Below are 14601 nucleotides of genomic sequence, written 5' to 3'. Positions count from 1 at the left end.
ACTGAAATACTATTTCATTGCGGTATATTATTTTCGTTAACTGTTTAAAAACAGAGTAAAAAACCAATGGATATCATGGATTGAGAATTGTAATAAGTGTTTGTATTGATAATTCTGATTAATGAGTAAATAAAATCTATTTCGTGCCGATAAATGAGTACATTTGTAATATTTTATTGCCGGGGTAGATTATTTCATGAGTATTGAAAGATCAGCTAAAGTAGGTTCTATCATACTATTAGTTCTTTTCTTATTATCATCTGTATTGTCGTCGTTTTTTATTTATAGAATGCAAGAAAACTTTGCATCATTGGATTCCTTGAATACCAGATTGAATAGTGTACAAGAAGCAAGGTATGAATTAGCGACCATTCGTTCTCACGTCAACTACCTGATGTTGTTGAAAACAATGACGGATGTGAATAAGCAAGAAACAATTAAATCACTTGTTACTGAAGCAAAAGAGCTGGCGACAAAATCAAAAGCAACGATTACACATTGGGTAGGCGTGAAGAAGATAAGTCCTGATGCTCAACGTAATTCAGAACAATTATCAGTGCTATTCTATTATCTTCTCGATGAGCTGATTGCACCTATCGATACGCTAGATTACACAGAATCAAACCTCTCCAATGATTTTAATCGCTTATCTGATCTCTTTGATGAATATCTTATTATCACTAAAGGTGTGAATGATGACATTAAAGCGCAGCAAGTTTGGATGGTACAGTTGTCACTTTACACAACGATTATTGCACTGGGGATCATTCTTGTTCTTCTTTATATTGTCATCCGTTGGGTCAATAAAACGTTTATCTTTAATTTGAATACATTATCAGCCATTTTGCAGAAAGTGGGAGAGGGAGATTTAAGTTTTACGCTACCTAAGAAACGAAATGATGAGTTTGGCACCTTGTTCTCTAATGTGGGTGACATGCAAACTGCACTAACATCGACTATTCAACTTGTTAAAGAAGAAGCACTAGAGATCAAAAAAGGTTCAGCAGAAATTGCGTCTGGCAACCAAGATCTCTCTTCACGTACTGAAGAGCAAGCAAGTGCTCTGCAACAAACAGCAGCAAGTATGGAAGAGATAAAAATTGCAGTAGTAAATAATACTGATAATGCGATTTTAGCAAACTCGATTACCGCAGAAACCCGCGATTTAGCAATTGATGGTTCTAACATTATGAATGATGCGATTAACTCAATGAAGAAAATTGAGGTAGGAACATTAAAAGTCGCTGAAATCAATGATGTGGTTAATAATATAGCAAGCCAAACTAATATTCTGGCATTAAATGCCGCCGTTGAAGCTGCACGTGCTGGTGAGCAAGGCCGTGGATTTACGGTTGTTGCAACAGAAGTGAGAAATTTAGCAGCGAGAAGTGCGGATGCTGCACGTGAAATTAACCAAATTATCAGAGGAGCCGTTGCGGATGTGGCTCATGGTAGAGAATTAGTAAATAGATCTGGTGAGCATATGCAGGATATCGTCTCTTCTATTACTAAAGTTAGCGATATCATGCAAGGTATTAGTATTGCATCAGAAGAGCAAAAAGTGGGTATTGAACAGATCGCAGTAGCTATTAACCAAATGGATTCTGTTGTTCAGCAAAATGCGACCTTAGTTGAACAAGGTGCAACTTCAACAATGATTTTAGATGAAAAAGCACAAAACTTAACTGATAAAGTGTCGATCTTTAAGGTTAAAGAATAAGACTAATAAGTTAAATTAGTTACTTACTATCATATGTAAAATAAGCTCACTTTAATCGAGATATTAGAGTGAGCTTTATTTTTTTAAGCGTATTTTTCTTTTTTGTTGTATCAGTCTAGATAATCAGTTGATAGTGAGGAATAAAAATATACGGTATATCAGATAAAAAAGCGCGTATTACGAATTTGCCTTGATGAGTGCGAGTAAAGAATTCTTTTAACTTTTACACAACAACTCACTCGAGATGAAATGTATAAAAATTTTTTATACATACGACATAACAACAAAAGCAAAAGCTGAGAATGGTCCAGGCTCTACTTGACCTGTAGGAGTGAAAAGAGTGGATGTAACCGTAAATCTGTTATCATTAGCAGATAGATTAAACAGAGTCCTATTTACAGCTGGTTTATCATTAATAGTGAGTATGCTATATAGTTCATTTTCTCTTAATCTTACTCTAGTACCTATATTAGGATTACTATTTTCTTCATTAGGACTCATTAACGATAAATACATCTCAGCGTTTTGGTTGCAGCGAACGATAAAATCACCAGACACAGTATTTCCTGCAACTTCATCTACAACGAGTTCGCGGTGATCCAAATCAATACCAGCGGTTTCTAAAGAACATTCTACATCAGGCGGATTAGGTAGACTACTGCACTCGCCCCCTGACATTATTTTATATGACATATTAATACCTGATGTAGATATACCAATTGCTCCACACCATGTGATACCCTCGCTTGTTCTATTTGGTGCTGTTGCTTGATTTACATAATAGTAGGAGCCCAAACGCTCATACATTGCAGTTAAAGCGTCACCAACAGTTGTACCTTTAAAATAAATATTTTCTTGTTCTGAATCAAGATAACGTAAATCATCAGGACCACGAGATAAAGTCTGCGTGTTTATGCCTACCCAACACCCGTTCAAACAATTAGCATTTAAGGGTTCTTTCGATTTTAAACCCTCTTCACTTAAATATAAAACTGAAGTATATTCGAACTGTTTACCTTGTGGAGCACTTGGATTAATTCTATATTTAGGAATACTTACATACCAAGCATTATTAGCAAAAGATAGCATAGGGAAAAATAATAGAAATACAAATAACTTTCTCATAATATATGACCTTATGGATATTCCAATTCGAATGTAGCTGTCGCCAAAAACTCACCAAAACCTAGTGACTTATTCCTTAATACTCTATCATCACCTTTAACAAAGGCTTTAAAAGCTAAAGCGTTATAGCCACTAATTAAATTCATAGCCTTTGTGCTTTGATTTAGGGGTAAAAATTTTCCATTATCTGTTTCTATCCCAATCCCTACTCCAGAGGCGACACTACTGCTATCTAATGCAAGAAAACCACCTAACCCCTCACCGGAAGAAGACTTTCCAGTAAAAGTAACAATAACAGAATTGGCTATATCAGTTTTACAATCATCTAATTCAATAGAAAAAGGGATACTACGTGTTCTATCGTGTATATAAAGATATTTGCCAATAATATCGCCAAATTCTACATTTATAATCTTATTTCTTATTTTACAAGGAGCGTTTAATATTGAACCATGAATATAGATATTAGTCTGATTATTTCCTGAAGAAGCAGAATAGGAAATATTAGGTATAAATATAAGAGCAAATATTATTAAAATTATTTCTTTTATCATTTTCATAATAAATATCTCTATTCATAAGATAGTAAAAAGTAAATAATCGCTGTATAGTTGCTCGCTTTTAAATCTTGAGAAATTCGTACAGGTGCTAAATTATAAGTCAAAATATTTTGCCCAGGCTGCAAAATCTCAGGTGTCGTATATTCATTCAACGATATTGTTTTCTTATCTTTATCAAGAATAGCTAAACCAAAACCTTCTGCGCCAGTAACAGAAACTAGATTAGGGTAAAAAGGAACTGTTTTGGCATAAAAATTTATTTTAACAGATGGTTGTATATGACTCCAAAAAGAAGTACCCAACTTTTTATTTATTGCACTTGCTGGTGTTCTAATACAATCTATTAGTTCAATAGAAAAAGGTATTGATTTATCGACTTTCCCAATATTTTGAAGTTCAGCAGTACCAATAATACCTAAATTAATTTCTTGATATTTAGATGTCATTGCCAACTTGCAAGGACTTTCAACAAGAGAACCATAAACATAAAGTTGCCCTTTAGCACCATCAATACCTTCAGTACTAGTGTACGGTCGGAATAGTGTTTGATTGGAATCTTTTTGTGCCATTGCATTTAAAGATAAAGAGAAAACAACTAATCCAACAACTTTATACAAAATAAAATTTGATAGTTTCATCATTAGCCTTTTTCTTTTACAGCGCATTTATTGCTTACACAAGAAAAAGATACCTGAGAACGTCCACCATAATCATTAATATACGTAATCACAGGTTTAGAACCTAATACTGATGGATTAACATTTATAGTATCTTTACCAAATGGCGCTAACATAATTGGATTGAAATTAGGATCTGTTTTGCTTTTTTCATCCTTTGCCATATTAACAATAGTAACATAATATGGCGTTGGATTTTCAACAGTGTAGTTACTACTATTTTCTTGTAGTACTACCTTTTCTTGCCATGGATTATTAATAATATCCGTTCCACTCATAATTAACTTTTCTGGTCTATAGAAAAGCTTAATTTTAGTTTGTAACGCAAGTTGTAAAACATTAGCTTTTTCACTCTTAGGTGGAATCTCTCTTAGATTAAAATAAAATATACTTTCTCTGTCTTGTGGTAATGTTTGTAAGACATTAATAGCTTCTATTTTAACTTGTGTCGGTTTTCCAGGTTCAACTCGCTGTACAGGAGGAACAACAACAAATGGTGACTGGATTTTAACGCCCTTATCATTTTCAATCCACGCTTGAGCAAGATAAGGTAGTTTTTCACTTGTATTTGCAACATTCAAAGAAACAGATTTTTTATCTCCTTCAAATATCACTCTTGTGCGGTCTAAGGAAAGTGCTGCTTGTGCACTCGTGGAAATAACACATAATAACCCGATACAAAAATTTTTATTTAGAATAGTCATAACGTCAGCTCTATTAGAATTAAATTTTTATTCATTAACATTGGAACATACTAGTATTAAAGATTGGCCATTGTTTTCTATTTTATCAGGGAAATTAATTTGGCATTTTTTATTTCCACCCCAGCTAACAGTCATTGATTCATTTGGATTAATACCTGTTATATAAGCATTACCAAATTCACCTACTATGCCAGTATTTCTATCTTTCGAATTCGTTATTTGAGCTGCAAAAGGAGGATAACTGCCATCATTTAACCTAATAACAACCATTAATTTCATACCTGAATTAACTTCAAATTTACGATAACCAATAGCACCTTCAGTCAACGTTGCTAATAATACGTTGTCATTAACCTCGGCATCCTCAGGAAGGTTATTAATATCAATTTTAATTTTATTTTTATAATAACTATTCACTTCAGGTAAAATAGCTTTGCCGAAAGCATTTGTATAGACAGGAGTGCTATATCCTTGAACAGGAATATTTTCAACACCATCGGTATCAACTAACAGACGTGTACCACCAGGTAAACTACTTCTATGTATGGCCCCACCATTCATTGTCATAGTCAAACCACCCTGCACATTCAAACCAAATGCAGTATATTGATTATGAACATAAGCAGCTGTCCCGCTTAACGTGGCATTATTCGTTTCATGATAAATATAAGCGTTAGCAAGACCACCTTTACGTTGATTACCCGCACTTATTCTATATGAAGTATTATCATCAACACGATTGAAGAAACCAACGCTATTTGAAATATTATTATCATTATCAATGTTTGAACTGTAACTTAAATTACCACCAGTTCCCCAAGGCATGGTCATACTTACATAAGCACCTTGGTCATTACCCCAATTACTTTTATTTCTAAAGAGACTTAATGATAAAGATAAATTTTTATAATTACCGATGTCAAAATATTTTATTGCAGTGAAATCATAACGGTTTTGGTCAGGCTGATTCCAATATGTTTGGTAACGATAATTTAAACCTGTTGAAAGTCGATAATCTCTAAAGTTTTTACTTAGTGTAACGGTATATAATTCTTTTTGGTGATTTTCCCGAATACCATTATTTTGTTGAGCATCTAAAAATTGAGACATACTCATAAAATCACGTTCAGAAAAACGGTATCCAGCAAATTGTATTTGGCTATCTATATCATCAAATCTTTTCGAATAACTAATTCGATATGAACGACCTTGGTACTTATCTTTGTTACCACCATTATAAAGCTTAGCAATAGATTGAGTTACATCAAACGACAGTGCACCAAATATAAGTAAATCACGTCCAAAACCAGCAGAAAACGCATTATAATTTTGGCTATTAATACTACCTGCAAATAGTGACCAACCGTTTGTTACACCCCATGAGAACTCACCTGTGGCAAACACATCCCCATTAACTCGGTGATCCATATCTGCTGGGCGTCCAAAAGCGACTTTATATCTCACTTGTCCAGGACGAGTTAGATAAGGGATTGTCGCAGTATTAACTTGATATTCTTGAACACGTCCATCTTGCTCTTCAACTCTAACGTCTAAAGTACCACTAACTGCACTACTTAAATCTTGAATGCTAAAAGGTCCGGCGGCAACTTGGGTCTGATAAATAATTCGTCCTTGTTGCGAAATAATGACTTGAGCACTGGTCTGTGCGACACCATTAACCTCTGGAGCATATCCACGTAAATTTGGTGGTAACATAGATAAGTCAGAACCTAATACCGCACCAATAAATCTAAATGTATCAAATAGATCAGATTCTAAATAAACTTCTCCCAACGTTAATTTAGCTTTTAGCTGGGAAATTGCGCGATAAGCATAAAATCGGCTCCACTTAAAATCTGTATTTACAGTCTCTTCAGATCCTGTACCATGGTTTAAACGTCCTTGCCAATCACCACGAACACGCCAAACACCTAAGTTAATACCAGTAACACCATTACTATTTAATGAATATGTATTATTTCCTGACTTATGAGGTCTATTTGTTTTAGCATTTATATTGTAGTCAAATATAAGTCCAGAGATACCTTCATCCCAACGTGAAGCTGGCTCCCATGTTGCATCTGAATATTCGATATAGGCTTGAGGCATACTAATATGTAATGTCAATGTACCAAGATCACCAGTATAAGTTGCACCAGGGAGTGAACTCCAATCAAGGCAACTTTCATCATTTAGCCAAGTGATTTGTTTCAATATTTCTGGTTTTAGGGCTAATAATGAAACTTGTTCTGGTGATAAACAGACTGAACTACCTGTTTCTCGAGATTCATCAGCATAAAAAGTGATTGGTTGTTCAGCAATAACATTTTGGTTAAGCTGAATTTTTAATGTGTAGGTTCCTGGTAGAATATACCCTGACTTTGAAAACTGGGTGACATCAATATTTTCGCCATCTTCTAAATTAAACATATTTGAACTAAATTCAAATGTGTTTGAATAAGCCGGATTAAAAATAAAAAAGGCACTTATTATGATCAGCTTTCTTACTAATACATTTTTTATTTTCAATAATAACATTATGATTATCCGAATAACTAGAATTAGTAATAACTGATTCTATAAATAATAATAGTATGAAAATCACCTGCTCTTATATCAGAGCCATCAGCAATAAGTCTTAATTTATAATTTAAAAACATATCCCCAGGTGAGATTTGTATTTTATCCATACTCTTCCCTGGTATAGCTAACTGCTCACTGGTATCTTTTATTTGTAAAACAACGCCTCTTGCGTCTCCATTGACGGTATAATAATTACCATTATTAGCTCCATCAAAAGTTACATCGAAACTTTCCCATTGAAAGTTTTCTTTTGCTGTTGACACCAACTGGCAATCTATCAATTTAATTGAAAACTCTTTTTCTGGAGATGAACCATATTGGGACATATATGAAATAGGAATAATACCTAAATCTATTGATTGATCTGCACTTCCCGTATCAATTAAGCAAGGTGTTTCAACTATAGTTCCCCTCATATCAACTCGACCATGTCCTTGTTCTGTGGACGAATACGTATATGAAGTGACTAATAATAATGATAAAAGAGATATCAATTTTTTCATTAATAGTTCCAATTAGTAGAACAGGTCAGTTTTATATTAATAAAACTGACCTGCTATTTCTTATTGGTATGCTAAAGTAAAGTTAGCGGTTGCGTAGAATTCACCGACTTTAATAGCCTCATCACCTGTACCACCAAGACCTTTCACATAAGAAGCGAATTGTAGAGTGTTAGGACCAGTACTTAATTGGTGTGGTTTAGTGGCAACGTTGTTCACTACTTTGCTGCCACCAGAAACAATTGCAATACCAGCACCCATTCCTTCTTTGCCATCAAATCCAATTAAGTTGGTATCTTGACCAGCATCAGTGAAGCTAAATGTAGTAGTAACTTGTTTATCAGTTAAGTCAGAGATATCACAGTCAGCTAATTCAATGCTAAATGTTTTAACATGACTTTCACCAGTGTTACTATTAGCAGCTAGTGCCTTACGAGATATTTGGCCGAAATCAACTTCGATTGGGTTTTCTGATTCTATTGAGCATGGAGCATCAATAATATAGCCGTGGAACTTCACTTGACCAGAACCTTGACCTTGTCCACCAGCAGCAAATGCTGATGAGCTTAAAGCTACGGCAGTAGTAATTAAAGTAGCAACAATAACCTTTTTCATACTTTTCCTCTATAATATAAGTAACATCTTATTGACTCTAACGGATGAGCACTTTTAAAAATGATGGACATAGGTATCTTATTTCCATAATAAGATAAACATAATATTCCTTTTAATTTTAAATAAAGGAATATTATGTTTACTCATTAGGGAAAAACTAATGAAATAAATTTTTAGCTTAATGTGAAAATAAAAATCATTTATTATGAAATATTTATTAATTATTCATTAAAATAGAAGTATTAAAGAAATTCTTTGTTTCAGGTATTTTATTATCAAAAAGTGTTTAAATTTACATTTTTGATAAATTCATTAATAGAGACGTTTAGGATATCAAGTATAATAACGAGTGTATCGGCTGTAATATTACAAATATCGTATTCATATCTAGATATTTGTTGTTTGGAAACATTTAATAACTAAGCCAGTTTTTTAACAGTCATTAATCCATTGAACGTATTATTATGAACTCTATTTATTTTTTTTCGACTACTTTTATGAAAAAAGTCTAATATCACATTTGTTACAGTAATCACATGGTTTATTTACCTATTCATATAATTTTATTAATTACCTAGTCGTCATTTTTAATGAGCATAATAAAATAATTTATTTCATTATGTTTTCGACTAAATAATTTACTTGAGATGTTTTATAAAATCAAGACATTGAAAAGTGGTGGTTATAATATTTCATCAAAAACAAAACACTTAATAAGTGTATATTAATTTATTGTTTTTTTATTTAAGTCATTAATGGTTATTCTCTATTAGATTGTCGTATAAGTATGTTTTTTATATTTTATAAATATAACATGTGGTTGCGTTTTTTTTAAAATATTAAAATACTCGTTTTATTTGTTTTTTAGTTTTTTATAAATATATAATAATGAGCAATTCTTATAAATAATACACTATTAACTTGTGGTTTATTTTTGTAAAAAAATAAGTTTATTTTTTTTATTTTAATTATTTACACTATAAAGTAGTAAGTGAGATTTGTTTTTGGTCAAAGTTAAGTTAATTTAATAATTAATTTTTTATAAACTTTCTTTTTATGATTGTTTTAAATTGAGGCTTTTTATGATGCTAGGAATTATTAGATATTATCTATAACTCAAAATTCGATTATTTTATCTAAAATAAATTCATGAAAATTTAAAATTGATAAAATAAGTGATTTATTTCTGTTGTTATTTATCATTTTACTTTATCACCTCAGAGTTGAATAAATCGAAAAAAGATTAAGATATTCTAATTTGGATGTTCTAATATAGTTATAAAAGTATAAATATTAAAAGATCTATCACTTTTCTTGTAAAGAGTGAATTCGATACAGACACCTTAAATACAACTATCATTCTATATGAATTGATATTGAGGATATTGAACAACAAAGATGGATGAGTGATATCAAAATGTGGAGTAGGTTTTTATAGAAGGTTATAGCGGATAATTAGAAAAATAGCGCAACACTCAGCTTCGCCCATAGAAACAAAAAAGCCACTTGCTAAGAAGTGGCTTAATGTGCTGATTTAACAGCTAAAATTTGGTGGCCCCTACTGGACTTGAACCAGTGACCAAGCGATTATGAGTCGCCTGCTCTAACCAACTGAGCTAAGGGGCCTTAATGGAGTGTGATTATACGTGCCATTTGGCACTAGGTCTAGCCTTTGAATGACTGTATGCGCAATTTATGTTCAATTTAAACAATAAAAAAATAAAACAGAGAATAACTATGATATCAATAAGATAGCGTAACGATATCATTAATAAGCATGCGTACAGATACAAAAATATAAATAATAAGGCTATTTTTTATAAATATATGTAGGTGAAATCTATCGTAGTTTAAAGAGATTGTAGATATCGTATCTAAATCCTCATAAAAAAACGCCTGTGATATCACAGGCGTTCATTATAACTTTTATTGAGAGGGAAGTTGATTACTCATCAAGGAAGCTACGTAACACTTCAGAACGGCTTGGGTGGCGTAATTTACGCAGTGCCTTCGCTTCAATCTGACGAATACGTTCACGGGTAACATCAAACTGTTTACCCACTTCTTCCAAGGTATGGTCTGTATTCATATCAATACCAAAACGCATACGCAAGACTTTCGCTTCACGCAGTGTTAAGCCAGCTAACACTTCGTGAGTTGCTGAGCGTAAGCTTTCTGATGTCGCAGAATCCAGTGGCAATTCGAGAGTTGTATCCTCGATAAAATCACCTAAATGTGAATCTTCATCGTCACCGATTGGGGTTTCCATGGAGATAGGTTCTTTAGCGATTTTTAGTACCTTACGGATCTTGTCTTCAGGCATTAACATGCGTTCTGCAAGCTCTTCTGGTGAAGGCTCACGTCCCATCTCTTGCAACATTTGACGAGAGATACGGTTCAGTTTATTAATCGTTTCGATCATATGAACAGGGATACGGATTGTACGCGCCTGATCAGCGATTGAACGAGTAATTGCCTGACGGATCCACCATGTTGCATAAGTTGAGAACTTATAACCACGACGGTATTCAAATTTATCAACCGCTTTCATCAAACCGATATTCCCTTCCTGAATTAGGTCAAGGAACTGTAAGCCACGGTTGGTATATTTTTTCGCGATAGAGATAACGAGACGTAAGTTCGCTTCGACCATCTCTTTTTTCGCACGACGTGCTTTTGCTTCACCGATAGACATGCGACGGTTAATATCTTTAACCTGTTCGATTGTCAATCCAGTTTCAACTTCAATTTGTTGCAGTTTTTGTAAGCTGCGTTGTACTTCTTCTTCAATGCCTGCTAGCTTTTCAGACCAAGGCTTATTCATTGCTCGAGCAGCAGTAAACCATGTGTCATTAGTTTCGTTACCTGTAAACAGCGTAATGAAGTTTTTCTTAGGCATCTTAACTTGATCAACACAAAGACGCATGATGTGACGCTCTTGAGTACGAACTCTGTCCATCATTTCACGCATATTGTTAACCAAATAATCAAACTGTTTCGGTACTAAACGGAACTGTTTGAAAATTTCAGATAACAATAAGATTTCAAGCTCTGTATCTTTGTGGTTGCGACCTTTCGCCTTGATAGTTTGGCGAGTTTTTTCGTATTGCTCACGAAGCTCAGTAAACTTCTGACGTGCTAATTCAGGATCGATGCTGTTATCGTCATCGCTATCGCTGTCATTGTCGCCATCTTCGTCTTCATCTTCATCTTCGTCTTCAGCGTCATTGGCAACTTCATCATCTTCTTTGCCTAAATTGACATCTTCACTTTCTGCCACTTCTTCGGCATTAGGGTCAATAAATGCAGTAATTAAGTCTGAAAGACGTGCTTCGCCTGCTTCAACACGATCATATTGTTCAAGAAGATAAGTAATTGCTTCAGGATATTCTGCAACGGAACATTGAACTTGATTAATACCATCTTCAATGCGTTTTGCGATATCAATTTCACCTTCCCGGGTGAGCAGTTCAACTGTCCCCATTTCACGCATATACATACGCACAGGGTCGGTTGTACGGCCAATCTCAGATTCTACACTAGAAAGTACCTGAGCTGCGGCTTCTGCAGCATCATCATCAGTATCATTTGAATTTTCTGCCAGCATCAGATCATCGGCGTCAGGTGCTTCTTCCATAACCTGAATGCCCATGTCGTTAATCATCTGGATGATGTCTTCGATTTGATCTGAATCGACGATATCTTCCGGCAGATGGTCATTGACCTCAGCATAGGTCAGGTAGCCTTGCTCCTTACCTTTAGTAACAAGTAGCTTCAGCTGTGACTGCGGGTTTTGCTCCATAAGACGGTATCCACACTTCAAAGTAATTTGGGTTGGTGTCGGGTCGGCGATAACTGTTTAGCCAACAATAACTACGGAGGGGCATTTTCATTGTCGATTGCTACGATCCCCTCAGCGTAGCAAATGTAGGTTTTTAGTACCTACCGATAGCGGCAATTAAGCCGTGTTTTTAATCTTAATTTTGTATTTACTTTTTAACGCGTGCCTGTATTATCAATTGGACTTCTTCGCGTTCATCTTGCGTTAGACCTTCTGTTCTCTCTTTCGCAATAAGCGCGTTTAAACGTTCGTCCATTGCGGTTAAAAAAATATGATCTAACGTGTCTGTAAAGGTTTTTTCTGCAATCTCATCTATATCTATATCGTTCCACATTGCCAATTTTTCAAGCTGTTTACCGAATTTATTCTCTCTATAGAGTTCGATAATCTGCCCTGTATTCAGGCCTGGTTGTGCTTGGCAAACAGAAACTAATTCAATAAAAAGCGATAAACCTGCGATTTTTTCTGTACTTAATCCCTCGAGAGGGGGCACTAATTTAGAGAATTCTGGGTTTTGTATCAATAGGGCAATCAATATACGCATCGGTGTTGTGCGTAATTTTGTCGGTTGATACGATAACTCGTGATTAACCGGCGTTCTGCCAAATAATCGATCCATCTGCTCAATATCGGGATTTCCCGTTAAGCTTCCAAGCTCTCTTAATAAATATAGACGTAAAGTTTCACTTGGGATCTTATCTATTAATGGTCTGGCTAAACTATATAGCTTACCATTGCCTTCTTGAGTACTCAGATCCACTTGAGGAACGAGTGAATCAAATAAAAATTCTGATAATGAATGTGCTTGTTCCATACGTTTTTCAAAAGATTCTTTACCTTCACGACGAACCAGAGAATCGGGATCATCACCTTCGGGTAAAAACATAAAACGTAAAGAGCGGCCATCATTTAAAAAAGGAAGGGCGGTTTCTAATGCTCGCCATGCGGCATCACGTCCAGCTCTATCTCCATCATAGCAGCAAATAATGTTATCCGTTGTTCGAAAAAGCAACTGGATATGTTCTGCTGTGGTGGAGGTTCCTAATGAGGCAACGGCATAATCAATACCAAACTGTGCTAATGCCACAACATCCATATAACCTTCAACAACTAATAGCTTTGTGACGTTATTATTAGATTGTTGTGCTTCATAAAGTCCGTAAAGTTGACGGCCCTTATGGAAAATCTCTGTTTCTGGTGAGTTTAAGTATTTAGGTAAATCATCACCTAAAACACGCCCACCAAAGGCAATAACTCGGCCACGTCTATCTCGGATAGGAAACATGACGCGTTGGCGAAAACGATCATAAGTGCGACCATTATCGTTAGTGATTACCATACCCGCTTCAAGAAGTAAGGCTCTATTATCGGCATCTTGACCAAAACGTTTTAGGACGTTATCCCAACCAGTTGGCACAAATCCAATAGAAAAACGGGTAATAATTTCTTCACTAAGCCCACGATGCGCAAGGTAGTTTCTTGCTTCCTGTGCATCAGGTTTATTGAGAGCGTTACTATAATACTGATTCAATCTCTCCATCACTTGATAGAGATTTTGTCTTATATGTCGTTCAATAGGGCTACTGCCTGTTCCTGATTCATAAGGAACTTCTAACCCATGCATTGCTGCTAACTCTTCAATGGTTTCGACAAAATCGAGCCTGTCGTAATTCATCAAAAAATCAATAGCATTGCCATGCGCGCCACAACCAAAACAGTGGTAAAACTGTTTGTCACTATTTACTGTAAAAGAGGGCGTTTTTTCATTATGAAACGGACAACACGCTGAATGATTTTTGCCTTGTTTTTTTAACGGCACGCGAGCGTCGATAAGATCGATGATATCGGTTCGAGCTAGCAAATCATTGATAAATGAACGTGGAATTCGTCCAGCCATAAGCCCTTTTACGCCTGTTGTTGAACGAGAATAAGCCGCGCTCTCGAAAGAAAGCACGGCCTTTAACTGCGACTACTGTGTCTGCATATGTTGCGGTATAAGCCGCAATATATTAGTACAGACGAGTACGACGTGCGTTTTCGCGAGCTAATTTTTTAGCGTGACGTTTTACTGCTGATGCTTTAGCACGTTTACGTTCAGTCGTTGGTTTTTCATAAAACTCACGACGACGAACTTCTGCTAATACGCCTGCTTTTTCACAAGAGCGTTTGAAACGACGAAGAGCAACGTCAAATGGCTCGTTTTCACGTACTTTGATTACCGGCATGTGCCTCTCACCTCAATAGAAATCGGTTTGCGCTGGCATTATTTAAGCCAG

12 protein-coding genes and 1 tRNA gene are annotated in these 14601 nt (G+C 35.1%); 1 reads left to right on the top strand and 12 read right to left on the bottom strand.

All coding sequences use genetic code 11. The features are described from left to right. The first annotated feature begins 196 nt into the window (after positions 1-196). On the top strand, positions 197-1720 hold the full coding sequence (locus tag H1225_RS12405; RefSeq protein ID WP_198813323.1) for a methyl-accepting chemotaxis protein: 1524 nt from the start codon (positions 197-199) through the stop codon (positions 1718-1720). A 264-nt stretch (positions 1721-1984) separates the two neighbouring features. Here the strand turns inward: H1225_RS12405 and H1225_RS12400 are convergent, their stop codons facing one another. From H1225_RS12400 to rpsU, 12 genes are all read right to left on the bottom strand, one after another. Beyond that, positions 1985-2845 carry an MrpH family fimbial adhesin gene (locus tag H1225_RS12400; protein WP_109848080.1) on the bottom strand — a complete coding sequence of 287 codons (861 nt, stop codon included), beginning with the start codon at positions 2843-2845 and terminating at the stop codon, positions 1985-1987. Positions 2846-2856: 11 nt separating this feature from the next. Beyond that, positions 2857-3405, bottom strand: coding sequence for a fimbrial protein (locus H1225_RS12395; protein WP_109848081.1), 549 nt, complete (start codon positions 3403-3405; stop codon positions 2857-2859). A gap of 11 nt (positions 3406-3416) precedes the next feature. After that, positions 3417-4046: a fimbrial protein gene (locus H1225_RS12390; RefSeq protein ID WP_161707034.1), complete on the bottom strand. Its 630-nt coding sequence runs from the start codon at positions 4044-4046 to the stop codon at positions 3417-3419. After that, positions 4046-4786 (bottom strand): fimbria/pilus periplasmic chaperone, encoded by a 741-nt coding sequence (locus H1225_RS12385; protein ID WP_109848083.1) that lies wholly within the window; start codon positions 4784-4786, stop codon positions 4046-4048. Before H1225_RS12385 ends, H1225_RS12390 begins: the two co-directional genes overlap by 1 nt. 27 nt (positions 4787-4813) lie before the next feature. Continuing rightward, a complete protein-coding gene (locus H1225_RS12380; protein ID WP_109848084.1) occupies positions 4814-7324 on the bottom strand; it encodes an outer membrane usher protein in 2511 nt (836 codons plus the stop codon). A gap of 23 nt (positions 7325-7347) precedes the next feature. Continuing rightward, entirely contained in the window at positions 7348-7872 is a 525-nt protein-coding gene (locus H1225_RS12375) for a fimbrial protein (RefSeq protein WP_109848085.1), read from the bottom strand. 60 nt (positions 7873-7932) lie between these two features. Then, positions 7933-8484: a fimbrial protein gene (locus H1225_RS12370; protein ID WP_115065612.1), complete on the bottom strand. Its 552-nt coding sequence runs from the start codon at positions 8482-8484 to the stop codon at positions 7933-7935. A gap of 275 nt (positions 8485-8759) precedes the next feature. Next, complete coding sequence (locus H1225_RS12365; protein ID WP_239739694.1) at positions 8760-8849, bottom strand: hypothetical protein; 90 nt, start codon at positions 8847-8849, stop codon at positions 8760-8762. Between the two features lie 1184 nt (positions 8850-10033). Further along, positions 10034-10110 (bottom strand) — tRNA-Ile (locus H1225_RS12360). Positions 10111-10429: 319 nt separating this feature from the next. Next, complete coding sequence (gene rpoD, locus H1225_RS12355) at positions 10430-12286, bottom strand: RNA polymerase sigma factor RpoD (RefSeq protein ID WP_072064321.1); 1857 nt, start codon at positions 12284-12286, stop codon at positions 10430-10432. Positions 12287-12473: 187 nt separating this feature from the next. Continuing rightward, entirely contained in the window at positions 12474-14222 is a 1749-nt protein-coding gene (dnaG, locus tag H1225_RS12350; RefSeq protein WP_161669602.1) for a DNA primase, read from the bottom strand. 112 nt (positions 14223-14334) lie between these two features. Beyond that, positions 14335-14550, bottom strand: coding sequence for a 30S ribosomal protein S21 (gene rpsU, locus H1225_RS12345; protein WP_001144069.1), 216 nt, complete (start codon positions 14548-14550; stop codon positions 14335-14337). Between the last annotated feature and the right edge of the window lie 51 nt (positions 14551-14601).

The organism is Proteus penneri (assembly GCF_022369495.1).
GTDB lineage: Bacteria > Pseudomonadota > Gammaproteobacteria > Enterobacterales > Enterobacteriaceae > Proteus > Proteus penneri.
This window is presented reverse-complemented; position numbering and strand designations above follow the sequence as displayed.